This window comes from Actinorhabdospora filicis (genome assembly GCF_030269765.1).
GTDB classification, from domain to species: Bacteria; Actinomycetota; Actinomycetes; order Mycobacteriales; family Micromonosporaceae; genus Actinorhabdospora; species Actinorhabdospora filicis.
The window spans coordinates 1,155,567-1,179,624 of sequence record NZ_BSTX01000001.1 but is presented as its reverse complement, the minus strand read 5'-3'; the positions used below and the strand labels follow the sequence as shown (position 1 = coordinate 1,179,624).

The following is a 24,058-nucleotide window of genomic DNA, read 5'->3' as shown; positions in this document are numbered from 1 at the left end:
GCCCACGGTCGTACACGACGTCCCGACCGCGATCCGACGCGCCGGAGGGCCTCCCGGCAGCAGACTCGGCACATGATCAAGAACCCCTTCGCCCGTCTCCTGCCCGTCGGCTCCGACGCCTTCGACCGCTGGATCGGCGGCACCGCAATGGTTCTGGCGCCGCTGCTGCTGACCGCCGGAGTGCTCACCCGGTGCGGGTACGGACTCCTCTTCGACGACCAGCTCGCCGCCTACGCGGAAGCGTCCACATTGCTCACGTGGTCGTACTCGCTGTTCGCGCTCGGCGTCGTCGCCCTCGTGCCCGCCGTGATCGCCCTGGCCCGGCGGATCGGCGGCGGATGGGGCGTCTGGGGCGGGACACTGGCGCTGCTGGGACTGCTCGCGCGGATCTTCCACGCCGGAGCCGACCACATGGCCTTCCGCTTCGCCGACGCCATCGGCGTCCCCACCACGACCGAGGCGGTGCGCGAGAGCTACGGCGCGTTCCACGTCTTCGCCACCTTCTCCATCGCCATCATGACCGGCTGGATCGTGCTCGCCATCGGCGCCAAGCGCACCGGCGTCCTGGGCTGGACACAGGCGACCGGCCTCGCGCTGGCCTGCGCGCTGCCGCTCGGCGTCCTCAAGGGAGCGACGGTCTTCTCACTGGTGGCCGTCCTCGGACTCGCCCTCGCCCTGGTGCCCGCCGGAGTGCGGACCTGGCGCACCGGCCCGGCGCCGCGACCCGCGACGGCGATCCGGTGGACGGCCGTCGTCCTGGCCGCCACCGCGCTGGCCACGCTGCTGGGACAGGCGGGCTGACTCGCCCGGGGCCCGCGCCCCCGCCGGGCGACCGGCGGGGGCGTCCCGTGCTCAGTTCCGGTACCACTTCTGGGCGCCGGTGCCGTTGCACGTCCACAGTTGCAGTGGCGTGCCGTCGGCGGTGTTGGCGGCGGTGACGTCGAGGCACTTGTTCGCCTGCGGGTTGACCAGGTCGTTGGCGCCGGACAGGACCCACTTCTGGGCTCCGGTGCCGTTGCAGGTCCACAGCTGGACCTTGGCGCCGTCGGCGGTGGAGCCGCCGGAGACGTCCAGGCACTTGCCGAGGGCGCGCACCGAGCCGTCGGCGGCGAAGGTCCAGTTCTGGGCGCCGGTGCCGTTGCACGTCCACAGCTGGACCTTGGTGCCGTCGGCGGTGTTGGAGCCGGAGATGTCCACGCACTTGCCGGCCAGGCCGGTGATGCGGCCCGCGGAGCCGGTGTCGGGGGCGGTGACGCGGACGTAGTCGACCACGAGCTGCTGCGGGAACGTCGTGGCGGCGTCGGGGTTGCCCGGCCAGTTGCCGCCGACCGCGAGGTTCATGATCATGAAGAAGGGGTGGTCGAAGACCCACTGGTTGCCGCCGATGTCGGCGGGGGTCTTGCGGGAGTACTGGATCCCGTCGACCGACCAGGCGATCGCGCCGGGCGACCAGTCCACGGCGAAGGTGTGGAACGCGTCGGAGAACTTCTGCCCGTTGGGGAGGGTGTAACCGGCGCCCACACCGGCGCCGCCGGAGTAGCCGGGGCCGTGGATGGTGCCGTGCACGGTGGACGGCTCGAAGCCGACGTTCTCCATCACGTCGATCTCGCCGGAGTTGGGCCAGCCGGCCGAGCCGATGTTGTCGCCCAGCATCCAGAACGCCGGCCACATGCCCTGCCCGCGCGGCAGCTTCATGCGCGTCTCGAAACGCCCGTAGGCCTGGGTGAAGGTCTGCGCGGTCAGCAGCCGCGCCGAGGTGTACTGGCAGGTCCCGTACCAGCAGCCGTAGTTGCCCGGATTGTCGCGGCGGGCGGTGATGACGAGGTTGCCCGCGCCGTCCAGGGACGCGTTGTCGGTGCGGTCGGTGTAGTACTCCAGCTCGTTGTTGCCCCAGCCGGAGCCGCCGATGTCGTGCCGCCACTTCGCCGGGTCGGGCGCGGTGCCGGCCGCGCCGTTGAAGTCGTCGGAGAACACGACCGGGCCCGCCGACGCCGGGGCGGGGGCCTGGACGGCCGCGATGGCGATGGCGAGGGGTAACGCGGCGACGAGGCCGACGATGGTCCTTAAGAGCTTCATGGCTCCTCCTGCCCACTCACTTACTATCTGGTCAGTAAGTGTTTGCCGCACGGTATCGCCCGAAAGCGCACGAGTCAACACAGAGTGTCGAGACGTCGGCACACCAGGGCCGAAAGGCCTGGATCCGCCCGCCGCGCCCGGCGCAGAGTGGATCCCCACCCCAGCGGAGGAGACATCGTGAACTGGCTCATCACCGGCTGCTCCAGCGGCCTCGGACGCGCGCTCGCCGAACGCCTCCTCGACCGCGGCGAGCGGGTCGTGGTCACCGCCCGGCGGCCCGAGTCCATCGCCGATCTCGCCGCCCGGGACAACGCGCTCGGCCTGCGCCTCGACGTCACCGACCGGGACCAGATCGCCGCCGCGGTCGCCGCCGCCGGGCCCGTCGACGTCCTGGTGAACAACGCCGCCTACGGCTACCTGTCGGGCATCGAGGAGGGCGAGGACGACGAGATCCGCGCGATGTTCGAGGCCAACGTGATCGGGATGGCCGCCGTGACGCGCGCGTTCCTGCCGCAGATGCGCGAGCGCGGCGCCGGGCACGTGCTCACCGTCTCCTCCATCGGCGGGCTCGTCGCGTTCCCCACGATCGGCTACTACTGCGCCACGAAGTGGGCGGCCGAGGCGATCAGCGAGGCCCTCGCGGTGGAGGCCGCGCCGCTCGGCGTCAAGGTCACCATCGCCGAGCTGGGCGGCCTGCGCACCGAATGGGCCGGGGGCAGCCTGCACGTGTCCAAGACCGTCATCGACGACTACGAGGTCGTGGCGCAGGGCAGGGCGTTCATCCCCAGCATCCACGGGCACCAGACCGGCGACCCCTACCGCGCCGCCGACGCCCTCATCGACATCGTTCAATCGCCCGAGCCGCCGCTGCGGGTGGTCCTGGGCTCCGACGCCCTCGGCATCCTCGAAGAGCGCGTGAAGACCTACGCCGACGTCGTGGAGGCCGGGCGCGAGGGCGCCTCGGCCATCGACTTCCCGGGCTGAGGTCACGCCACCGGCGTGCCGTTACCGGCCTCGGCGAGCGCGGGTTCCGGCGCGCCGCTTCCGGCCGCCGGACCCGGCGTGGGCTCGCGTCGCGGCACCATCGCCACCGCCAGTCCCAGCGCGATCGTGACGACCGCCGACAGCAGCAGCGTCACGCGCCCGCCGACGGCGGTGACCAGCGGCCCGCCGAGCAGCGTCCCCAGGGCGGTGGCGGGGGTGGTGAGGGCGGTGCGGGTGGCCAGGACGCGGCTGAGCAGCTCGGGGGGCGTCTCGCGCTGGAACAGCCCGGTGGTGATGGCGGTGAACGGCCCGTAGATGATCCCGCCGACGGCCATGCCGGCCAGGCCGGGGACGACGGCGTCGGTGAGTCCCAGCGGCAGCAGCGCCAGTCCCCAGCCCAGGATCACGCACGCGATCACCGGCCACGGACGCCGTTTGCGCAGCAGGCCCGCCCCGAACGCGCCGATCGTGGCGCCCACGCTGAAGACCGACCAGTACAGGCCCAGCAGGCCCGCCGAGCCGCGCAGCTCCTCGGCCACGTGCACGGGCAGCGCGACCTCGACCGGCCCGTACAGGAAGAAGAACGCGCAGGTCACCGCGATCAGCCCGAGCAGGCGCGGCCGGTCCAGGACGGCCCGCCACCCACCGGTCGGCGCGCTCTCGTGGGTCTCGCGGCGGGTCTTGACGGTGGCGGCGGCCACGGCCAGGACCGCGAAGCTCACCGCGTCCACCACGATCACCCATCCCGGGCCGGACAGGGCGGTCAGCCCGCCCGCCAGCGCGGGCCCGGCCACGAACGAGGCCTGCGAGAACGTCGACAGCAGCGCGTTGCCCGCGACCCGGTCCTCCTCGGGCAGCACCTCGGCGATGAGGGTGTAGGTGCCGGCGTTGCCCCACGCGTGCAGCAGCGCCGACACCGCCAGCAGGACCACCAGCGCGATCGGCGCCAGCGACCCGGTCACCGCCAGGACGCCCACCGTGCCCAGCGTGACCGCGCGCAACGTCGCGTCGGACGCCACCAGCCGCGCCGCCGGGAGCCTGCGCATCAGCGGCGCCAGCAACGCCGCCCCGAGCGGCGTGGGCAGCGCGTAGGCGCCCACCGCCAGGCCCGTCCACAGCCCGGCCTGCCCCTCGGGCGCGATGTGGACGGCCAGCCACGCCACCGCCACCATGCTCATGCCGTCCCCGAAGGCCGAGACCAGCAGCCCCGGCCACATCCGCCGCAGTACCGGATGCCGCAGCAGCCGTCCCGTCGATCCCGCCCAGTTCCTCAGTTCGCTCATGACGTCGAGCCTGGTCCCGGCGGGCGCCCGCGGCATCCGTGCGCGGCACGGAGACGACCACGGAACCGCGTGCGCGACACTTGCGCGGTGACCCCGGAGATCTCCGCCCGCGAGGCCGACGTCCTGGCGCTGCTCGGCGAACACCTGAGCAACGCCGAGATCGGCGCGCGCCTGTACATCTCGGTGCGCACGGTGGAGAGCCACGTGTCGTCCATGCTGCGCAAATTCGGCGCCGCCGACCGCCGCGCCCTCGCCCACCACGCCGCCGAACTGGCGCGCGCCGGGACCCCCGGGCCCGCGCCGGTCCTGCCCGCGCCCCTGACGTCCTTCATCGGCCGCGCCCGCGAACGCGCCGCCCTCGCCGCGCTGCTCCGCGAGCACCGGCAGGTCACCGCCGTCGGCCCCGGCGGCGTCGGCAAGACCCGCCTCGCCCTGAAGGTCGCCGCCGAGACCGCCGCCGCCCACCCCGACGGCGTGTGGTTCGTCGACCTCGTCTCCACCACCGACACCGCGATGGTCGCCGCGGCCGTCGCCGCCGCCCTCGGCCTCGGCGAGCAGCCCGGACGGGGCCTCGACGAGTCGGTCACCGTCGCCCTCGCCGACCGCGACGCCCTGCTCGTGCTCGACAACTGCGAGCAGGTCCTCGACGGCGTCGCGCCCTTCCTGGAGCGCCTGCTGGCCACGTGCCCGCGCGTGCGCGTCCTGGCCACCAGCCGCGCCCGGCTCATGGTGCCCTTCGAGCGCGTCTACCAGGTCCCCTCCCTGTCGGCCGAGGACGACGCCGTCGCCCTGTTCCTCGACCGCGCCTCGGCCGCCGGGCTCACCCCCGACGCCTCGATGCGCGAACGGATCATCGAGATCTGCCGGCGCCTCGACGGCATGGCCCTGGCCATCGAGCTGGCCGCCGCCCGCTGCGCCGGGCTCGGCCTCGACGGCCTCGGCGCCGGGCTGTCCGACCCGCTGCGGATGCTCGCCGGCGGCTCCCGCGCCGACGACCGGCACCGCTCCGTGCGCGCCGCCCTCGACTGGAGCCACGCCCTCCTCGAACCCGCCGACCGGGCCCTGCTGCGCGCCGTCTCGGTCTTCGTCTCCCCGTTCACCGCCCGCGCCGCCGCCGCGATCGCAGGGGAGACCTTCGTCGCCGACGGGCTGGCCAGCCTCGCCGAACAGAGCCTCCTCGTCGTCACCGCCGCGCCCGGCGGCACCGAATACCGGGCCCTGGAGACCATCCGCCAGTACGGCGCCGAACGCCTCGACGCCGCCGGGGAGACCGAAGCCGTCCACGCCCGCCACCTCGCCTGGTGCCTGTCGGCCGCCGAGGACCTGGCACCCACCGGCGACTGGCGCGTCCGCTTCGACGACACCGCCGACGAACTGCGCGCCGCCCTCACCCGCGCCACCGACCGTCCCGCCGCCCACCGCCTCGCCCGGCGGCTGGCCGAACTCACCTTCGCCCGCGGCCTCATCGGCGAGTCCCAGCAACGCCACGAACAGGCCGCCGCGCTCGCCGCCGACCCGGCCGAGGCCGCCGGGCTCCTCCGCGACGCCGCCGCCGTCGCGGTGTGCCGGATGCGCGGCGACGACATGTACCGCCTGCTCAAAGAGGCCGCCGCGCTCGCCGAGAGCGCCGGGGACACCGCCGCGGCCGCCCGCCACTGGGCCACCGCCGCCACCCACGCCCACCGCTTCTCCGGCGAGTTCGCCGACCTGCCCACCCACGCCGAGGGTCTGGCGCTGCTGGATCGCGCCGCCGAGCTCGCCGGGGACGACCCGGGCGCGCTGGCGGCCGTCGCGCTCGGCGAGGCCGGGGTCCGCTTCGACGCCTTCGGCTCGGCGCTGGGGCCCGCGGAGAACTCCGTCGCCGAGACCCTCGCCGCCGCCGAGCGCGCGGTGGCCGCCGCCCGCCGCACCGGCGACCCCTACGCCGAATCGGCCGCGCTGGACACCCTCACCGGCGCGCAGAGCTGGAACGGCGACGCCTTCGCGGTGGCCGCCACCATCGAGCGGCGGGTGGCGCTGATGACGCCGCTGCCGGAGGGACCGGTCCGCACGCTGGAGCTGATGGACGCACTCGTCCAGTCGATCGAGGCCGCGCTGGGTGTGGGCGACGTGGCGGGCGCGCGCGGCAACGCCCGCCGCGTCCGTGCGCACCCGCTGCTGGCCGAGGTGTCCTACCGCGCCACCGGCTGGGAGCTCGTCGCGGGCGTCCTCGGCGGCGACCCGGCGCCGCTCCCGGCGATCGGTGAGGACTTCCTGGACTCCTGGCGGCGCTCGGGCCGCCCCACCGGGACGTTCCTGGGCCCGGGGGTCTCCGCCGGACTGACGCTGCACCGCCTGCGCGGCGACGAGGACGCCGTCCGCGAGTGGTCCGATGTCCTGGCCCGGGTGGGGACCCTGCCCACCCACGGCCACAGCTACCTGGCGATCTTCGAGGCCACCGAACTGCTCCACACCGGGCGCTTCGAGGAGGCGCTGAAGCGCCTGGCGCCCGACCCGCGCGAGGTGTGGAAGTACGTCACCTGGCTCTGGCTGCACTGGTACGTCCCGCTGCGCGCGGAGGCCGCCGTCCTGGCCGGTGACGCCGCCGCCCGCGAGTACATCGAGGACGGGCGCGGGTACGTGCGCGGCAACCCCTTCGCCGAGGCGGTCCTGGACCGCGCCGAAGCGCTCCTCGACGGCGACCGGCTCCCGGCCACGTCCTTCGCGGCGAGTCCGTACCAGGCGGCGCGCACGCTCGTCCTGGCCGGAGGGGCCGAGGGCGAGCGCGGCGCCGCGCTGGTGGCGGAGCTGGGGCTGGTGCCGATGGCTCCCCCGCCGCGGACCTGAGTCCTCACCGGGCGGCCACGGCAGCACGGGTGGTGACGAGAGAGACCCGCGCCTGCAGCCCTGCCGAACAGGGGAAGGCGCGGGTCATCTACGAGCTCACCGCCGACGGCCGCGGGCTCGTCCCGGTCTAGCTGACGCTCAGTCCCGGTCGAGCTGGCGCAGTGCCCGGCACGCCGACTCGATGGCGCCCTCGATCCAGCAGCGGTAGGCGGTCGACGTGCCGTCACCGGCGAAGACGAGGCGGCCCCCGGCCTCCGGCGCGCGCGTGTCCGGTCCGACCTCGACGGCCTGGCCGGGCATGTACACCGCCGCCTCGCCGCCGGTGAAGCGGTTCCGAGCCCACGACTCGACGTGGTAGCCGCCGGTGAAGGACTCGCCGACCACCGGCCCGTGCAGGCGCTCCAGGTGCCCGACGGCGGTGCGGGCGGCCTCGGCGGCGTCCAGGGCGTCCCAGCCCCGGGCGTCATCGGACCAGGTGTAGGACGCGTAGACCACACCGCCCGTGCCCTGCGGGTGCGAGGGGTAGACGACGTACCGCAGCGGGCCGTCGGTGACGTCGACGCCGCCGGGGGTGGTGCCGTCCGGGTCCCACCAGCGGGTGTCGAACTCCAGCATGATCTTGGTGGCCGCGTCGTAGTGGAGCTCGCTGATGGCGCGCTGCTTGTGGTACGACAGCTCCGGGGTGAACTCCACGTGCCGCAGCACCGGGTGCGGGCACGTGACCATGACCGCGTCGGCGGTGAAGCGCCGGTCGCGGCCGGTGGAGTCGGTGGCGGTCACCGTCAGCTCGGCGGCGGTGGAGTCGATGCCGGTGACCTTGTGCCCGGCGCGGACGGGTCCGGCCAGCTCCGACAGGGCCGCGATGATGCGGTCGGAGCCGCCCGGGATCTCCACCAGCTGCGTGCCCCGCGCGAGGAACACCCGCGACAGCAGCGTGTGCGTCAGCGACAGCGGCATCCGCGCGGTGAGGTTCTCCAGCGTCCCGACGAGGTCGATGAGGTCCTCGCTGAACCCGGCCTGCTCGGCCAGGAACCGCCGCAGCGACCACTCGCCGTACTGCTCCAGGTGCGCGCGCCAGCCCTCGGTGTCGTGCCGCTCGGGCGTGATCGCCTCCAGCGCGGCGGCCAGGATCTCGCCCGAGCCGCGCGCGTCGTCCACCCCGAACTCGGCGTTCAGCGCGCGGGGATCGGCCTGGTAGTCGCCGCGCGTGGTCCGCAGGTTCATGCAGTCGACGATCCGCTCCGGGCGGCCCATCACGAACTGCCGCTTCTCCAGGCCCAGCCGGTCGATGAGGACCTGCGCCAGCTCGTGGTCGACCGGGAAGCGCATCGCGCCCGCCTCGGCGTAGGAGTCGGCCAGCAGCCACGGGTGCCGGACGGTCTTGATGCGCCCGCCGACCCGCGTGTCGGCCTCCAGGATCGTCACCGTCGCGCCCGCCTCGCGCAGCAGCCACGCGGAGACGAGCCCGGCGACGCCGGCGCCGATGACGATGACGCGGCGGCCCTTCAGGCGCTCCAGCGAGCCGGCGCCGGTGAGCATGTCCCGGTAGCGGGCGGTGAGATCGGCGCCGTCGACGGGATCGCGGCGGGTGATGTCGCAGGCGACCTCGGTGAGACGGTCGATGGTGATGGTGATCGGGGGCTCCTCAGGGCGAAAGACGAATCGTTCGTCGGTGAGGATAAAGGGTGAATGGGACTTTTTCGCGATGGCACGCTAGCCCAGCCCCGCCTCGTGCCCCACGATCGCCGCGCGCACCCGGTTGTCCACCCCCAGCTTCACCAGGATCGCGCTCACGTGCGCCTTCACCGTGCCCTCCACCAGGAACAGCCGCCGCCCGATCTCGGCGTTCGGCAGGCCCCGCGCCAGCAGGGCCAGCACCTCGCGCTCGCGCGGGGTGAGGGCGTCCACGAGCCGCCGGGCCTCCTCGGCGCGGGACAGGCGCTCGGGGCCGAGGCGGCCGAGGACGCGCTTGGCCACCGAGGGCGACAGGTACGCGCCGCCCCCGGCGACGGCGTGGACGCCGGTGAGCAGCTCGCGGGGGTCGCCGGCCTTGAGCAGGAAGCCGTCGGCGCCCTCGGCGAGCGCGCGGTGGACGTGCTCGTCCTCGCCGAAGGTGGTCAGCATGACCACGGCGGTCTCGGGCAGGACGCGGCGGAGTTCGGCGGCGGCGGACAGGCCGTCGAGGCGGGGCATGCGGATGTCCAGCAGCGCGATGTCGGGCCGGTGGGCGAGGGCCAGGTCGATGGCCTCGCGGCCGTCGGCGGCCTCGGCGACGACCTCGATGCCGGGGTCGGTGGACAGGATCGCGCGGACGCCCGCCCGGATCATGTGCTCGTCATCGGCGAGCAGTACGCGGATCACGCCGCCTCCGGGAACGTCGCGCGGACGGTGAAGACGCCGCCCTCGGCGGCGGCGCGCAGGGAGCCGCCGGCGAGGCGGACGCGTTCGTCGAGGCCGATGAGCCCGCGCCCGCCCGAGACGGCCGGGGAGGCGCCGGTGACGGGGTTGGCGACCTCCACCGCCGACGCCGTCACGCTCACCGTCACCGGCGCGCCCGGCGCGTGCTTGGCGGCGTTGGTGAGGGCCTCCTGGACGACGCGGTGCGCGGCCCGGGACGCCACCGGCGCGCCCGTCGCGGTGAACGCCACGGCCAGGCCCGCCGCGCGGGCCCGCTCCACGAGGTCGGCGATCGGCTCGTCGACCGGCGTCAGCGGCTCGCTCTCGGCCCGCAGCAGCCCGATCGTCTCGCGCAGGCTCTCGGTGGCGCGACCGGCGGCGGCGCGTAGGTCGGCGACGGATGCCCGGTGCTCCCGCGGTAGGTCCGGCGCCAGCTCCAGCAGCCCGGCGCGCAGGGCGAGCAGGGCCAGCTCGTGGCCGAGGGAGTCGTGCGTGTCGGCGGCGATGCGCTCGCGCTCGCGCAGGCGGGCCTCGGCGGCGATGAGGGCCCGCTCGCGCTCCAGGGCGGCGACGCGGTCGCGCCCGGCGGAGACCAGCTCGGCCTGCTGGCGGCGGAAGCGCCCGGCGAGCCAGGGGAGGGTGACCAGGACGCCGAGGACGGCCAGGGCGGTGAACACGTGCCAGGGGTCGATCAGGGCGAGGAGCCCGGAGAGGGCACCGGCCGTCCAGAGCGCCCAGTGGTCGCGGGGGTTCGGCGATCGCCGCCCGAGGTAGTAGGCGGCGATCGCGAGGAGGACGGTGAGGGCCACCCGCCATACCGGCGCGCTGCCGCCGTAGCCGAGCCCGTTCCACTGGCTCAGGCCCGCGGTGAGCAGCAGCGCGAGGAAGCTGATCATCGGCGGAAGGCTACCCGCGCGACCCGGGCGGCGGCGACGGCCAGGGCGGCGGCCGCGCCGGTGATGAGCAGCAGCATCACCGAGGGCGCCCGGTACCAGCACTGCGCCCAGGTCACGTCCCGGCGCATCAAGAGCTCCAGCAGTGAGGGGTAGGCGGCCAGCAGCGCGACCGGCAGGACCAGCGGCGACAGCCGCAGCGCCTTGCGCTTGGCGCGCCCGGCCCAGCGCCGCGACCGCAGGACGCCCAGGACGCCCAGCCCGGCGGCGGCCAGCAGCAGCGCGGCGATCACGAGCTCGGTGGTCCACAGGCCGCCGCCGGTCTCGGGGGCGCGGCCCTCGGCGAGGGCGCGCAGGCCGTCCACGACCACGTGCGATTCGTCGTAGATCGCCGAGCTGTTGGCCATGACGGCGATGCCCAGGCCGGTCTCGGGGTCGATGAGCTGGTCGGCGGTGTAGGTGAACAGGTTCCCGGCGTGCTCCAGGGTGCCGTCGGGGTTGACGCCCCAGCCCATCGCGTAATCGGTGCCGGGGGCGGGGGTGTGCATGAGGGCCAGGGACTCGGGGGCGATCAGGGCCGGTCCGTGCCCGGACTGCATGATCAGCCACCTGCCCATGTCGGCGGCGGTGGTGACGACGTCGCCGGACCCGCCCAGGTAGCGCTTCTCGAACAGTTCCCCCGCCCGCGGCCAGGTGCCGAAGAGGTGGATGTGCCCGGGCGGGGCCTCGCGGGTGACGGCGGTGCCGGTCATGCCGAGCGGGCCGAAGACCTCGGCCGCCATGTACTCGGGGTAGGACCGCCCGGAGGCCACCTCGATCAGCCGGGCGAGCAGGTCGTAATTGACGTTGGTGTAGGCGAACCCGGCGCCCGGGTCGGCTACCAGGTGGTCGTCGGCCAGCCGGTCCACAAAGGACGCCAGGTCGGGCGCGGCGTTGGCGTCGGCGATGTCGACGCCGGTGTCGGAGATGCCGGAGGTCTGGTTGAGCAGGTGTCGCGGGGTGATCGCGGCGGCGCGGGGGTCGTCCATGGCGAAGCCGGGCAGCTGCGCGGCCAGCGGCGCGTCCAGGGCGACCCGGCCGTCCTCGGCCAGCTCCAGCACGGCCAGCGCGGTGAAGGACTTCGACACCGAGGCCACCCGCATCGGCGAGTCGGCGCTGATCCCCTCGCCGTAACCGGCGGCGTGGACGACCTCACCGTCCCTGGTGACCACAAGGGACAGACCCGGCAGGCCGGAGGCGTCCAGCTGCTCCCGGGCGAAGGCGTCGATGGCCTCGGGGGTCAGGGACGGTGAGGGCGCGGCGGACGCGGCGCCCGGCAGCAGGAGCGCCCCGGTGAGGGCGGCGGTGGCGGCGATGCGGGTGATCTTCATGCCCTGAAATCTATGAACCGGCAGGTCGCCGGACATGGGGCGAAAGGCAGCACCCACCCCTGACGAAAGTCGGGGGTAGGTTGCGATCATGACGAGCTCCCGCGTGCGCCACGGACAGGTCACCCACACCCGCGTCGTGGCCGCGACCCCGGCGGAGGTCTTCGCCGCCTTCGGCCCGCCGCTGCGGCTGGACTGGTTCCGGATCCCCGGCTCGCTCGGGCACGAGATCGACTACCGCGTCGGCGGCGGCGAGACCGCCAGCGGCGCCTTCACCCCCGACGCCGAGCGCGAGCTGATCGAGTACTCCTCGCGCTACCTGGACCTGGTCCCCGGCGAGCGCATCGTGTTCGCCTACGGCCTGGCCGTGCAGGGTGTGCGCAGACAGGCCGCGCTGGTCACCATTGAACTGTCCGCAGTGGACGGCGGGACGGCGCTGTCCTACACCGAGCAGTACGCGCTCACCGGATTCGACGGGGACGGCGAACGCGACGCCCGGCACCAGGAGGGCAGCATTCCGCTCCTGCTGAACCGCCTCGATCACGCGCTGGCGCGGTGATCTGGGGCCGCGCAATTGACGGCGGTCGGCATTGCGGATATCCGTTAAGGTGTGTCGCACTTACGGACCTTGACGTGAAAGAGACACCCCTCAGTTATGGACGAGCTCAGTGGATTGAACCGCGAGCTCCTGGACCCCGACGAGTGGATGCGCAAGCAGGACGAGCGCATCGCGAAGCTGCGGGAGCAGGGCGAGCGGATGAGCACCGATCTGGCCGGTGCCCGGATCGAGGCGAGCGACCGCGGTGAGCTGGTGAACCTGGCGGTCAACCCGTCCGGCGCGCTGCTGTCGGTATCGCTGTCCCCGAGGGCGCTGAACCTGACGGCGACGCAGTTGTCGGAATTGATCATGAGCGTTTACCGGGACGCGCAGCGGCGCGGCTCGGAACGAATGATGGACATCATGTCCGAGCATCTGGGCGCCGATTCGCAGTCGATGGACTTCGTGCGCAGCGTCGTGCCGCGGCCGGAGTCCGAGGACGGCGATGACGGCGACACGGACGCGTGGAGGTACAACCGATGAGCTTCAACGTCAAACCCGAGGAACTGACCGCGCACGCCACCGTCCTCGAAGGCATCAAGGGCGACATGGAACGCGCCAAGCAGACAGCGAAACAGGTCGGCTACGGCGGGACCGAGGCCTACGGCCTGTTCCTCCAGTTCCTGGTGCCGCCGATCCTGGAACTGTGCCTGGGCAACGCCGCCGACCTCATCGGTGACGCCGCCGAACTGGCCGGCGCCTTCCACAACGGCATCAAGTCCAACAACGAGTGCTACATCGCCTCCGAAGAGGCCATCAAGGACATGTTCGACAGCGCCAACTCCGACGGGATGCTGCGATGACCGGCGAGGCCACGATCGGGCCCGCCGGGCCCATGATCGCCCAGAACGAAGGCCCCTCGCAGTACGCGGGCGCGGGCCTGCTCGACAGCGGCATGAACATGTGGAAGGACATCGGCGACGGCAAGACCGACTGGCTCAGCATGAGCGTCGACGGTCTCGCCGTGGGCCTGGACGTCCTGGCGATGGCCATGAACCCGCTCGGCGAGCTGATCAAGGCCGGCGTCGGCTGGGTCATGGAACACGTGTCGTGGATCCGCGAGCCGCTGGAGATGCTCACCGGCGACCCCGGCGCGATCACCGCGGTGTCCAAGACCTGGGCCAACATCGCCCAGTACGTCGCCGGTGTCGCCGACCGCTACGAGCAGTCCCTCGGCGGCATCTCCGGCTGGGCCGGGGAGGCCGCCGAGAAGTACCGCGCCAACGCCAAGGACTACATCAACGGCCTGCGCGCCCTGGCCGGGCACTCCGACGACGTCGGGCAGGGCGTGGCCATCGCCGGGATGGTCGTGGCCACCGTCCGCGCCATCGTCTTCGACATCATCGCCTCCTTCATCAGCCGGGTCATCACCAACGCGATCCTGGCCGCCGCCTCGGCCGCGGTCACCTTCGGCGGATCCATCGCCGCCTTCTTCACCAGCCTCGGCGTGGACGCCACCGTCACCGCCAGCCGCGTCGCCGAGCGCATGGCCAAGCTCCTGCAGAGCATCCGCCGCTTCGTGCAGCGCTTCAGCGTCCTGGGCGAGAAGGGCGCCACCGTCGCCAAGAAACTCAACCAGCGCGCCCAGAACATCCACAACTGGTCCAACCGGGCGGTCAAGTCGAACGGGCGCCTCAAGTGGATCCGGGACATGAACTTCTCCCGGGCCAACTCGCCGCTGGCCAAGCTCACCCGCCCCAACGGCACCATCGCGCAGGTCAACAACGCCCTCGGCGACGTCCCCCAGGCGGTGGCCGAGTCCCCGTACTCGCGCGCCACCAAGGAAAGCGCCAAGAGCTACAAGGACGGCCAGTACGAGGACGGCGCGAACAAGAAGTGAGCCGCCGCAAGACGCCCCGTACATCCCGCCGGGGATGGCGCGCGCTCGCCGTCATCCTCGGCGGCGCCGCGCTGGGCGCGGCCGTGGTGTGGCCGGGCATGACCGTGGCCGAGGGCTTCGGCTCGGCCCAGGACTACGCGCGCCTGTCGGGCGTGGCCCGGATCGGGGGCTGCGAGCCGGCGCTGTTCGGGCCGTCCTACACCTGCCGCGCGCACGTGGTGTGGGACAAGGGCTGGGAGGAGGACGTCGAGGTCGCCTCCACCACCGACCTGGAGGGCGAGGTCCGCGTCCAGCGCCGCACCGACACCGGCCGGGGCGCCTCGGAGAAGTACGGGCGGGTCTACACCGAGTCCTATCCGCGCCGCTCCGGGCTGGTCACGGTGGGCGTGTTCGCCGTCGGTGTGGTCGTCATGCTCGGTTTCTGGCGCTGGTCGGGCCGCCGCTGGCTGGGCGCCGAGCCGTTCCGGAGGGGCGGGGACGCGCGCCCGGCGCCGGGTGGGCCGAGGCCGGGAGCGCGTCCGGTGTTCAAGCGCCGGAAGTGAGATCAGTTCCGGCTACCGGTCACCAGCACCAGCCGGGACGCAGCTCGCAGATCTCCTCGCCGGTGCAGCTGTTGCGGCGGCAGAGGTACTTCGGGCCGCCGTCGCAGATGTAGTACGTGTTCCACCAGCAGTCGGCGGAGGCGGTGCGCTCCGGGACGAACCGGGACAGCAGGCGGTCGGTGATGGTGGTCAGCCTCTTCATGTGTCACTCCTGGGGCGGGCGCGGTGACCGGGTGTCACCGCGGGATCCGTCCAGAGTGGAGGGTCCGTCGGCCCTTGATCCATACCCCGTCATTCAGTGACCTCGGGCCCCGGCCGGGTGGCCGGGGCCCGGGGATCGCTCAGCGCAGGGCGTAGGAGCGGATCATCGTCTGCTCCGAGGTGTTGCCACCGGCGTCCACCGTGGACATCCGGGTGGACACCGAGGTCGCGCCCCTCGGGTGGATCAGGACGGCGTAGGCGCTGTTCCCGGCCCGCACGACCGGGACCTTCGTCCAGCTCCGGCCGTCGTCGTAGGACACCTCGAAGGTGAGCGAGGTGGTCTTCGGCTTGGCGGCGGTGTGCTCTTCGGTGAGCGTCACCAACTGCGGCAGCAGCGCCGAGGCGTAGCCGTCCCGGACGCCGGTGGTGTTGAGGCGGACCGAGGAGACCGGCAGATCGGTGTACTTCGTGGGCGCGCTGTCGAAGGCCCACTTGTTGACCGACCGCTTCCCGATCCCCGACCAGTCGAAGTCGCGCGTGGTGTCGAAGGTGACCTCGAAGCGCCCGGCGGTGCCCTCCGGCACCTCGAAATAGGTGCCCCGCGCGTCGACCGCCAGCGGCTTCCCGTCGAGCGTGACGCTCGTGGTCGTTCCGTCGCTGCTCGCCCGCAGGCCCAGGGGCCCGGAGAACATCATCATGCGGAACATGAAGGCGTTGTCGGCGTAGCGGTACGGGTGGGCCTCGAAGGCCGGGGAGAGCGGGGCCGCGTTCCAGCGCTCCCGCGTCGTGGCACCGGCCACGGCGGTGTAGGGCCGGAACTCGTACTCGCGCTGATCGAAGTCGTCCGGGTTGATCTCCAGGGAGACACGCCAGGTGCCCGGCACGTGGTACCCGGTCTCGGTGGACGGCAGGGTCACCGGCCGGATGACGGGGAACGCCTCGACATCGGGCCGGGTGTCGGATCGCGTGCCCGTCACCGTCCCGGCGGCCTGCGCCTCGTAGACGTCGAGGGTGCGGGCCAGCTCGGCGTCGGCGTAGGCCAGGTCGAGCCGCCGCGGCACCCAGTCCGCCCGGGTGGCCAGGTCGTAGTAGACCCCGGGTGCGATGAGGGCCGTGGACACCGACCAGTCGGTCTCCAGACCGGCGGGGGCGGGCTCGGCCAGCGTGAAGTACCGGCTCCAGCGCCCGCTGTCGACGGCGTTGATACCTCCGCCGCCCGGCGTGCCGATCCCGATGGAGCTGTTCAGGTCCAGCGCGGTCTCGTCGGTGCGGTCGGTGGCGTCGATGTCGGCCTCGACGGCCCGGCCCAAGTCGAAGACCTCGTGCCTGTCGGCGGTGACGGTGACGTCGCGCCCGGTGAAGGTCATGCGCGGCAGGTCCTCGCCCGGCGCGCTCGACTCGAAGCCGCCCACGAGGATGTAGCGGCCGGGCGCGACCCGGGCGGTGCCGGTCCCGTCGGCCCCGACGCTGAACCAGATGGTCTCGTCGGTGTCGGGGTTGTACCCGAGCATGCGGGAGCCGGTGTGGTCCTCGCCGGCCCGGGGTGTCGCGGAGACGGTGAGCTCGTAGGCCTCCCGCTCCATCGACGCGGTCAGCACGGTGTGGACGGCGATGCCGCCGCCCGTGGCGACCAGGCTCCCGGGGAAGTCGCCGCCGCCCGGGAACGCGCCCGGGTGCAGCGAGACGTCCACCGTCGCGGTGCCCTTGGCCGGAACCGTCACGGTGGCGGTGTCCACTGTGAACAGTCCACTTGGGCCGGTCGTGGCCAGGTTCAGGGTGACCTCGGCGTCGCCGTCGTTGGTGTAGGTGACGGTCTTGACCTTCGGCTCGGCGGGCGCGGGGAAGTTGGTGTACGCGAAGCTAACCGAGCCGTCGACGGTGAGGTCCTGCGCGAAGGCGCGCGCGACGTCCAGCCGCCCGGCGCCCTGCTGGTAGGCGGTCTGCCCGTCCAGGACCTTCGCCGAGTTCATCAGCGCGGCCTTCAGGCGCGGGCCGGACCAGTCCGGGTGCCGCTGCTTGAGCAGCGCCACCGCCCCGGCCACGTGCGGCGTGGCCATCGACGTCCCGCTGTGCGCGGCGTACGGGCCCTCGCCCGGGGTCCCGGCGGCGCGGGCGGCGGTGATGCCGGAGCCGGGCGCGGCGATGTCGGGCTTGGCGGCCCGGTCGCTCTCGCGCGGTCCCCGGCTGGAGAACTCCGAGTACTCATCGGACTTGGTCACCGAACCCACCGCCAGCGCCGAATCCGCCAGCGCGGGCGCCTCCACGGAGGCGTCGTAGCCGTCGTTTCCGGCGGCGGCCACCACGAGGGTCCCGGTGCGCTCGCTGACGGCGTCGGAGGCCAGGGCCACCGGACTGACCTCGCCGGGCCAGACCGGCCAGCCCAGGCTCATGCTGATGGCCGTGGCGCCCTCGTCGGCGGCCCACTCCATCGCCTCGATCACCTTCGACATCGGGCAGCGGCCGAGGTCGTCGCAGACCTTGCCGATCAGCAGCGACGCGCCGGGCGCGACGCCCTTGTAGCGGCCCTCGGAGGCGGCGCCGGTACCGGCCAGGATGGACGCCACGTGCGTCCCGTGCCCGTAGCCGTCGACGGCCTCCGGTGAGGTGCCGGTGAAGTCGCGGGCCTTCGCGACGCGCCCGGCCAGGTCGGGATGGGTGGGGTCGTAACCGGTGTCGAGGACGGCGATCGTGACGCCCGTCCCGTCGTAACCGGCCTGCCAGGCGGTGGGCGCGCTCACCTGCGGGACGCTCACGTCGAGCGAGAGCCTCCCCGGCGCGTCCAGCCAGACGTGCTCGACGGCCGTGGCCCGGCGGGCCGAGGCCAGGCCCGCCCACCAGCCGCCCAGGTCGGACGGCGTGGTCGCGGTGGCGCCGATGCTCTCCAGCGCGGTTCCCTCGGCGGCCATGCGGGCCGACCCGCCACCGGCGACGATGAGCGGCAGCGTGGCCCGGTCGGCGAAACCGTCCTCGATGAGCCCGGTGACGTCGAAGAGCCGCCGCTCGACGGTGCCGGAGGCGACCAGCGCGGCGGCGTCGTCGGGCAGCACGAGCGTGCCGTCCTTCGAGGTGACCGTGCGGTGGCCGATGCCCTCGCGGCCCGCGCCGGGCCGGAAGGTCAGCCGCCCGTCGGCGTCGACGGTGACCCGGTCGCCGGTGATGAGGGAGACGGTGTGCGGGCGCCCGTCCTTCGGTGGCGCGGCGGCGGGCGGATCGGCGGCGGCCTGCTGCGCCGGGATCAGCGCGGCGGCCAGGACCGCCGCCCCGATCGCGGCCAGGCCGCGTCTGGTGTTCTTTCCCCGTTGGTGTTTCATGCCGGGCGATGCTGCCAGCCCCGGGCCGGACGTGGGGGGCCGGCGAAAACGCGCGTTCGCCGATGTAGGCGCCGGACGTCACCGGTCGCGGGCGGGTCTGCTCCTCCCCGCGGAGTTCCATTCACTGAATCCCCTGTGGACCGTCGATCATGGACGCCCAGGTCGCACGATCATCCCCTGTGGACCCCGGTGCAACCGAAATCGATCTTCGAGGCGTATTGGACATCGTCGGTTACCAACTGAAAGGGCATGCCCAAGTGCGAACCATGATGAAGTCCCGTAAGTCCGTTCGAAAGGCCGCCGCCTCGCTGCTGGTGGCCGCGGCCCTCGCCACCGGCGCGACCGGGCTCGTCCAGGCCGGGACCGCCGGGACCGCCTCCGCCGGTGAGCGGGCGGTCGAGGCGCTCGGCCAGGTGCCCGGGACGATCTACTACTCCCTGAACGACACGGTGTACGCCTTCCAGCCCAGCGTCGGCGCGACTCCGAAGCCAGTCTTCACCATGCCCGGCGGCGGGAGCACCGGGCTCGCCACGGTCTCCGGCGACGGGCGCCACCTCGCCTACTACACCAAGGGCAGCGCCTACCCCAAGCAGAACCTGGTCGTCCGCGACCTTGTCAAGGGCACCGACAAGGTCGTCTACCGCGACCTCGTCCAGAACGGCGGACCGTGCGCGTCCCCCGAATGGGCGCCCGACGGCAAGTCCGTGGTCGGCGTTCTGAACGGCCGGAACCTGAACTGGATCGAGGTGGCCACCGCGAAGGTGATCGCCACGACGACCCTGCCGGGCTGCCAGCCCTTCAAGCCCTCGGTGAACCCCGCCGGAGGCTACGACGTGAACATGGTCGCCGGCTTCGACTTCGAGTTCGCCCGCGTCGCCCCGAACGGCACCGTCACGACGTTCCCGAACGTCAGCGCGGCCCTCAAGGCGCGCGGCGCCGAGCGGGGCGTCACCGACATCGTCGCCATGGGCCGGGAGGGCTCGCGGGCCTGCGTCACCACGCTCGACCCGAACTCCTGGCGTCCGCAGTACTGCGAGGTCTCGGTCGACGTGACCTCGGGCGAGGTCTACTTCGAGCGGACCGCCGACTCGCCCGGGATCACCCTCCCGCTGGCCGACGGCACCAACCTCGACGCGACCATCGGCGACGTCACCCGCTACGACTGGGAGGGCAACGCCTACCAGCACTCGGTCGTCCCGGTCTCGCTGTACAACGCGTCCGTCATCGGCTACAAGCCCTGACGTCGTGTGGGCCCCGCCGCTCGCCGGTGGCGGGGCCCGCCACCGAAGACCAAAGACTGCCCGAAAGGGCATCGCCGCACCCGATGACCTTGTCACCATGGAATCGGGGGGAGGTGTCCGTCATGCGCCTGTACGTTCCCAGAGCGCGCTCCGGCGAGGCGGCCGCGCGCAAACGGCCCGAGGAGCACGAGCTCGCGCTGTCCGGGCTGATGACCCGCGACGGCCTCGCCGCGCTCCAGCGGACCGCCGGAAACCAGGCGGTGACGCGGTTCGTGCAGCGCTGCGGCGGCAAGCCCGGCCAGGGCGTCGAGGGCAGCGAGGAGGACCTGCCGGTGCAGCGGGCGGTGACCTGGGCCAACGGCGCGGTGCACGAGGTGAACAACCTGGCCAAGTGCGTGATCACCGGCGCGGCCGTCGGTGTCACCTGGCCGAGCCTGAACGGCACGCAGTTCTGGTCGGAGGCGGCCGTGCGGGGCGCGCTGGCCAAGCCCACGATCAAGACGCAGGCCGCCGGTGGCGGCGGATTCGACGCGGAGGTGGAGGCCATCGGCAACAACACCGGCAGCTTCGACGAGACGGTCCTGGCGAAGGGCCCGTGGCGGCACAAGGCGGGCAAGGCCGCGGTGCGCGCGGTCGTCCCGGCGCTGGCCAAGGACCTCGCCGGCGCGGGCGACACCACTTTCCGGGCCCTGGGCGACCCCACCGACGACCACATGTTCAAGGCGAACCGCCGTCACGAGGACAAGCACGCCACCGACCACAAGGCCGCCTTCGACGCCACCATCGGCGCCTGGGACGCCAAGCTCGTCCAGGCGAAGGCGGCGGGCACCAAGTTCCACGGCGCCACCGCCAACGACGCCACCGCGGCCCTGTGGGCGGCGATGGGCGGGACGCCCGACGAGATCGCCTCGGCGTTCCTGACCGCCTGCGTCAACGCCGTCGTCGCCTATCACGGCACCGCCGCCGGCGGCCCGGTCGGCGCGCCCACGGGACCCGGCGCGAGCAGCGGCGGCACGGTCTCCTGGGCCCGATACAAGAACCCGTCATGAGCGGTGACCTGAAGGCCACGGTCGGGCCGGGTGACGTCGAGGGCGAGCTGGCCGTCGTCCTGCGCGTGGAGAACGCCTCGGGCGAGCCGGTGGAGCTGCTCAATCCCGACTTCGGCCACCCCTCGCCCCGCTCGGGCTGGCCCTTCTCCACCGCCGCCTACCGCGCCTCGCTGCTGATGTCCTACGGCTACCTGACGATCACGGTGACCGATGTGGACGGTGAGGAGGTCCGGCGTGAGGCCCTGGAGACGTGGGCGACGCCGATCCTGCGCCCGAAGGTCGCCCTGGCGCCGGGGGAGAGCCTGACGGTGCCGGTCCCGGTGGGGCCGTTCTACCGGCTCTCGCCCCTGGACGCCTACCGGGTGACCGTGGAGTACGGGGACGATGTGATCAAGGTGCGGGCCGAGGGCGCGATCAGCGGCTGAGGAAGTCCTCGATCAGCGGCGCGATCTCGTGCAGGCCGTCCTCCAGGGCGAAGTGGCCGGTGTCGAGGACGTGCAGCTCGGCGTCCGGGAGGTCGCGGAGGTAGGCGTGCGCGCCCGGCTCCGGGAAGAACATGTCGTGGCGGCCCCACACGATCAGCGTGGGCGGGGTGTGCTTGCGCAGCCACGCCTGCCAGGCCGGGTAGCGCTCCACATTGGAGTGGTAGTCGTAGGCGAGCGCGAGCTGCGCCTCCTTGCGGCCGGGCAGGTCGAGGAAGTGCTGGTCGAGGGTCCAGCCGTCCGGGGCGATGAGGGAGGCGTCGGCGACCCCGCCCTCGTACTGGCTCCGGGTGCCTTCGAGGGTGAGCAGGCCGCGGATGATCTCCTCGGCGCCGGGCTGTTCGGGGCGCAGCGCGATGAAGTCGCGGGCCTGGGGCGAGAGGCCGTCCTCGTAGGCGTTTCCATTTTGGACGATGAGCCGCTCGATCCACTCCGGGTGGCGCTCGGCGACGCGGAAGCCTACGGGCGCGCCGAAGTCGAAGACGTACATGGCGAAGCGGCGCAGGTCGATGGCCTCCAGGAAGCCCTCGACGACGTCGGCGAGCCGGTCGAAGGTGTACTCGAAGCCCTCGGGTGCCTCGGTGTGCCCGAAGCCGGGGTAGTCGGGGGCGATGACGCGGTAGTCGTCGCCGAGGGCGTCCATGAGCCGCCGGTACTGGTGCGAGGCGGACGGGAATCCGTGCAGCAGCAACAGGGCGGGCGCGTCGGGCCGGCCGGGGAGGGACTCGCGGTAGAAGACCTCGACCCCGTCGACGGTGACGCGGCGGTGGGCGATGCGGGGGACGGCCATGACGACTCCTTCTAATGGTTACGGCGTTAGTTAACCATTAGAAGTGGTGTCGGGGAAGCGGAGGCCGGGAAGAGTGACGCGGGTCCCATCTCCAACGGGACCAACCTGGCGAAAGGACCTATCTGCCAAAGGGATTGTGGGCGATGGCGAGGTGGCCGATGGTGTCCGTGCCCAGCTGGCGGGGCTCGGGCAGGCCGTCGGTGATCAGCCTCCGCCGCAGTGGCGCGTACAGGTCGGCGACCCGGATCAGCCGGTGCCCGTTGTCCACGCCCTCGCGCAGGACGTCCAGCAGCGCGCCCGTGAAACCGGTGTGGCGGCTGGTGCCCGGCGCGTGGGCGAGCCGGGTGGAGGAGGCGGCGGTGAGGATGTGCGTGCCCTCGATCTCCAGTTCGGCGCCGGGGACGGGATCGCCCATCGTCTCGGTGGCCACCCCGGAGTAGCAGCAGTCGAGGATCACCAGTTTCCGGAGCGCGGGCGATTCGGCGAGCATCGCCCGGATGTCGGCGTAGGCGAGGCTCGTGAAGCGCTGCTGCTCGTGATCGGTGCCGGGGAGGGCGAGGTAGAGGCTCCCGTCGGGCTGCCGGAGCCCGTGCCCGGCGAAGTAGAACAGTACGGTGTCGGTGGCCTCCTTCGCGGCGGCCACGATCGCGCGCAGGTCGCTCAGCGGCGGGTCGGCGAAGGTCCTGACCCGGCCGAAGACGCCGTCGAAGCGCCGCCGCAGCTCGGTCAGGTTCGCCGAGACCGCGGGGATCTCCGGCAGCCGCGGGTCCTCATAGGACGCGCTGCCCACCAGGATCGCCACCGACTCGTCCGGCCGCGGCAGCCGCGTCTCCAGGCCCGGGCGCAGGGTCGTCGCGCCGGAGCCCGGCTCGCGGTCGATCTCGTCGACCGGGACGCCCGACAGGGCCGCGACCGCGTCCAGGACGTCCGCCCGGGTCAGCTCGACGTGCTCGGCGCGGGTGTCGCGCATCCGAACGCGTGCGCCCGCCTCGTCCAGCAGGTCGGTGGCCTTGGCCGGGAGCGCCCGGCGCGGGACGTAGCGGTCGGCGAGGTCGGCGACGACGGGGATCAGCTCGTCGGGGACGGTGATGCGGTGGTGGTCCTCGTGGACGGTCCGCCGGGCGCGCAGGATCCGCGCGGTCTGCTCCACGGTGGCCTCGGGGACCGCGACGAGCTGGAAGTGGTTGTCCAATGTGGCCCCGGGCGCGACCAGGCTGTCGGCGTCGCCGGGCCGCAGGGTCAGGATGACGCGCAGCTCGCCGGAGACCACCAGGGTCCAGAAGGCCGACAGGACCGGGTCGTGCGGATCGCGGGTGCGCAGGTTCAGGAACCAGTCGGCGTCGGAGATGCACAGGATCGCCCCCGCGACCCCGGCCCGCCGGAACAGGTCCAGGGGGTCGGTGACGCGTCGCCACTCCACCAGGAACAGCGGTTTGCCGTGCAGGACCGGGGGAGCGGTCCGGTCGGCGATCGCGGCGGCGACGGCGGCCACGATCGGGACCTTGCCGGTGCCGGAATCGCCGATGACGATGGGGTTGTTGCGGGTGCGGCGGGCCAGGATCTCCAGGATGCGCCGCACCTCGGCTTCGCGGGCGACGATGGGCGCGTTGCCGGGGGCGAGGGCCTCGGCGGTGAGATCGCGGCCGAGGGGGTGGGGGCCCATGAGTTCGATCAGCGTGCCGAGGACCTGCTCCGGGACCATCGGCCCGCCATTGGTGCGGGTGAAGGCCCGGCCGGCCATCCTCGGGCCGTCGGCGTCGCGCAGGAGCGCCATGAGCAGGTACTCGGGCGTGATCAGCGCGTCGCCGCGCGCGTGGGCCGCCTCTCGGGCGTTGGCAAGGAGGCGCCCCGCGGCCGGTTTCAGCGGGTGGTCCGGGACCTTGCCGCCCTCGCCCCTGCTCAGCCGGGCACTCGTGCCGTGGAAGACCTCGTCGGTGTCGACCCGCGCCAGCTCGAAGGCCCCGGCCGCGTGGGAGTCGGGTGCGTGCTGCTCGAAGAGCGCGTGCACGAGCGCGTCCAGCAGGTCCACCGGCCGGATGGCGCGCTTCGTCGCCGGTTCCTCATCGACCAGCAGGTTCGCCCCCTCGATGATCTCCCGGCCGCGCGCGTCGAAGCGGAACTCGTCCAGCGGGTACATCCCGCCATTCTCCCGCCCGCGCGCGAAAAGGCGCCCCCGGC

At 73.1% G+C, this 24,058-nt stretch carries 21 protein-coding genes; 11 read left to right on the top strand and 10 right to left on the bottom strand.

All coding sequences use genetic code 11. The annotated features are described in order from the left end of the window. Positions 1–72 precede the first annotated feature (72 nt). Positions 73–801, top strand: a complete 729-nt coding sequence (locus QSK10_RS05445; protein ID WP_285661478.1) for a hypothetical protein — start codon at positions 73–75, stop codon at positions 799–801. 51 nt (positions 802–852) lie between these two features. Here QSK10_RS05445 and QSK10_RS05440 read toward each other — a convergent pair whose 3' ends face one another. Further along, complete coding sequence (locus QSK10_RS05440; protein ID WP_285661477.1) at positions 853–2,076, bottom strand: RICIN domain-containing protein; 1,224 nt, start codon at positions 2,074–2,076, stop codon at positions 853–855. Positions 2,077–2,253: 177 nt separating this feature from the next. On the opposite strand from QSK10_RS05440, the gene QSK10_RS05435 reads away from it, so the two are divergent. Then, a complete protein-coding gene (locus QSK10_RS05435) occupies positions 2,254–3,060 on the top strand; it encodes an oxidoreductase (protein ID WP_285661476.1) in 807 nt (268 codons plus the stop codon). 2 nt (positions 3,061–3,062) lie between these two features. On the opposite strand, the gene QSK10_RS05430 is transcribed toward QSK10_RS05435, so the two are convergent. Further along, positions 3,063–4,343, bottom strand: a complete 1,281-nt coding sequence (locus QSK10_RS05430) for an MFS transporter (RefSeq protein WP_285661475.1) — start codon at positions 4,341–4,343, stop codon at positions 3,063–3,065. Positions 4,344–4,430: 87 nt separating this feature from the next. On the opposite strand from QSK10_RS05430, the gene QSK10_RS05425 reads away from it, so the two are divergent. Then, positions 4,431–7,169, top strand: coding sequence for an ATP-binding protein (locus QSK10_RS05425; protein WP_285661473.1), 2,739 nt, complete (start codon positions 4,431–4,433; stop codon positions 7,167–7,169). Positions 7,170–7,307: 138 nt separating this feature from the next. Here QSK10_RS05425 and QSK10_RS05420 read toward each other — a convergent pair whose 3' ends face one another. From QSK10_RS05420 to QSK10_RS05405, 4 genes are all read right to left on the bottom strand, one after another. Next, positions 7,308–8,708 (bottom strand): flavin monoamine oxidase family protein, encoded by a 1,401-nt coding sequence (locus QSK10_RS05420; protein ID WP_285661472.1) that lies wholly within the window; start codon positions 8,706–8,708, stop codon positions 7,308–7,310. A gap of 174 nt (positions 8,709–8,882) precedes the next feature. Next, positions 8,883–9,530: a response regulator gene (locus QSK10_RS05415; protein ID WP_285661471.1), complete on the bottom strand. Its 648-nt coding sequence runs from the start codon at positions 9,528–9,530 to the stop codon at positions 8,883–8,885. After that, the gene (locus tag QSK10_RS05410) at positions 9,527–10,462 is read right to left on the bottom strand and encodes a sensor histidine kinase (RefSeq protein ID WP_285661470.1); all 936 of its coding nucleotides are present in this window, start codon (positions 10,460–10,462) and stop codon (positions 9,527–9,529) included. The genes QSK10_RS05415 and QSK10_RS05410 overlap by 4 nt, the downstream gene beginning before the upstream one ends. Beyond that, complete coding sequence (locus QSK10_RS05405; RefSeq protein ID WP_285661469.1) at positions 10,459–11,829, bottom strand: serine hydrolase domain-containing protein; 1,371 nt, start codon at positions 11,827–11,829, stop codon at positions 10,459–10,461. The genes QSK10_RS05410 and QSK10_RS05405 overlap by 4 nt, the downstream gene beginning before the upstream one ends. An 88-nt stretch (positions 11,830–11,917) precedes the next feature. On the opposite strand from QSK10_RS05405, the gene QSK10_RS05400 reads away from it, so the two are divergent. The 5 genes from QSK10_RS05400 to QSK10_RS05380 all read left to right on the top strand — a co-directional run bounded on the left by QSK10_RS05400 (position 11,918) and on the right by QSK10_RS05380 (position 14,806). Next, positions 11,918–12,385: an SRPBCC domain-containing protein gene (locus QSK10_RS05400; RefSeq protein WP_285661468.1), complete on the top strand. Its 468-nt coding sequence runs from the start codon at positions 11,918–11,920 to the stop codon at positions 12,383–12,385. Positions 12,386–12,481: 96 nt separating this feature from the next. Then, positions 12,482–12,907, top strand: a complete 426-nt coding sequence (locus QSK10_RS05395) for a YbaB/EbfC family nucleoid-associated protein (protein WP_285661467.1) — start codon at positions 12,482–12,484, stop codon at positions 12,905–12,907. After that, complete coding sequence (locus tag QSK10_RS05390) at positions 12,904–13,227, top strand: hypothetical protein (protein ID WP_285661466.1); 324 nt, start codon at positions 12,904–12,906, stop codon at positions 13,225–13,227. Before QSK10_RS05395 ends, QSK10_RS05390 begins: the two co-directional genes overlap by 4 nt. After that, positions 13,224–14,264 (top strand): WXG100 family type VII secretion target, encoded by a 1,041-nt coding sequence (locus QSK10_RS05385; protein ID WP_285661465.1) that lies wholly within the window; start codon positions 13,224–13,226, stop codon positions 14,262–14,264. The genes QSK10_RS05390 and QSK10_RS05385 overlap by 4 nt, the downstream gene beginning before the upstream one ends. After that, positions 14,261–14,806 carry a hypothetical protein gene (locus tag QSK10_RS05380; RefSeq protein ID WP_285661464.1) on the top strand — a complete coding sequence of 182 codons (546 nt, stop codon included), beginning with the start codon at positions 14,261–14,263 and terminating at the stop codon, positions 14,804–14,806. Before QSK10_RS05385 ends, QSK10_RS05380 begins: the two co-directional genes overlap by 4 nt. A 19-nt stretch (positions 14,807–14,825) precedes the next feature. Here the strand turns inward: QSK10_RS05380 and QSK10_RS05375 are convergent, their stop codons facing one another. Together QSK10_RS05375 and QSK10_RS05370 are read right to left on the bottom strand one after the other, a co-directional pair. Beyond that, positions 14,826–15,008: a hypothetical protein gene (locus QSK10_RS05375; protein WP_285661463.1), complete on the bottom strand. Its 183-nt coding sequence runs from the start codon at positions 15,006–15,008 to the stop codon at positions 14,826–14,828. A 139-nt stretch (positions 15,009–15,147) separates the two neighbouring features. Beyond that, a complete protein-coding gene (locus QSK10_RS05370; protein ID WP_285661462.1) occupies positions 15,148–18,318 on the bottom strand; it encodes a S8 family peptidase in 3,171 nt (1,056 codons plus the stop codon). Positions 18,319–18,584: 266 nt separating this feature from the next. Here QSK10_RS05370 and QSK10_RS05365 point away from each other — a divergent pair, with 266 nt between their 5' ends. From QSK10_RS05365 to QSK10_RS05355, 3 genes are all read left to right on the top strand, one after another. Beyond that, entirely contained in the window at positions 18,585–19,559 is a 975-nt protein-coding gene (locus QSK10_RS05365; RefSeq protein WP_285661461.1) for a hypothetical protein, read from the top strand. Between the two features lie 122 nt (positions 19,560–19,681). After that, on the top strand, positions 19,682–20,608 hold the full coding sequence (locus QSK10_RS05360; protein WP_285661460.1) for a hypothetical protein: 927 nt from the start codon (positions 19,682–19,684) through the stop codon (positions 20,606–20,608). Next, positions 20,605–21,033 (top strand): hypothetical protein, encoded by a 429-nt coding sequence (locus tag QSK10_RS05355; protein ID WP_285661459.1) that lies wholly within the window; start codon positions 20,605–20,607, stop codon positions 21,031–21,033. The genes QSK10_RS05360 and QSK10_RS05355 overlap by 4 nt, the downstream gene beginning before the upstream one ends. Here QSK10_RS05355 and QSK10_RS05350 read toward each other — a convergent pair. Both QSK10_RS05350 and QSK10_RS05345 read right to left on the bottom strand, forming a co-directional pair. After that, positions 21,023–21,880 (bottom strand): alpha/beta fold hydrolase, encoded by an 858-nt coding sequence (locus QSK10_RS05350; protein ID WP_285661458.1) that lies wholly within the window; start codon positions 21,878–21,880, stop codon positions 21,023–21,025. The two genes, QSK10_RS05355 and QSK10_RS05350, sit on opposite strands and share 11 nt — an antisense overlap. A 118-nt stretch (positions 21,881–21,998) precedes the next feature. Next, positions 21,999–24,017, bottom strand: coding sequence for a caspase, EACC1-associated type (locus QSK10_RS05345; protein WP_285661457.1), 2,019 nt, complete (start codon positions 24,015–24,017; stop codon positions 21,999–22,001). Positions 24,018–24,058: the final 41 nt, after the last annotated feature.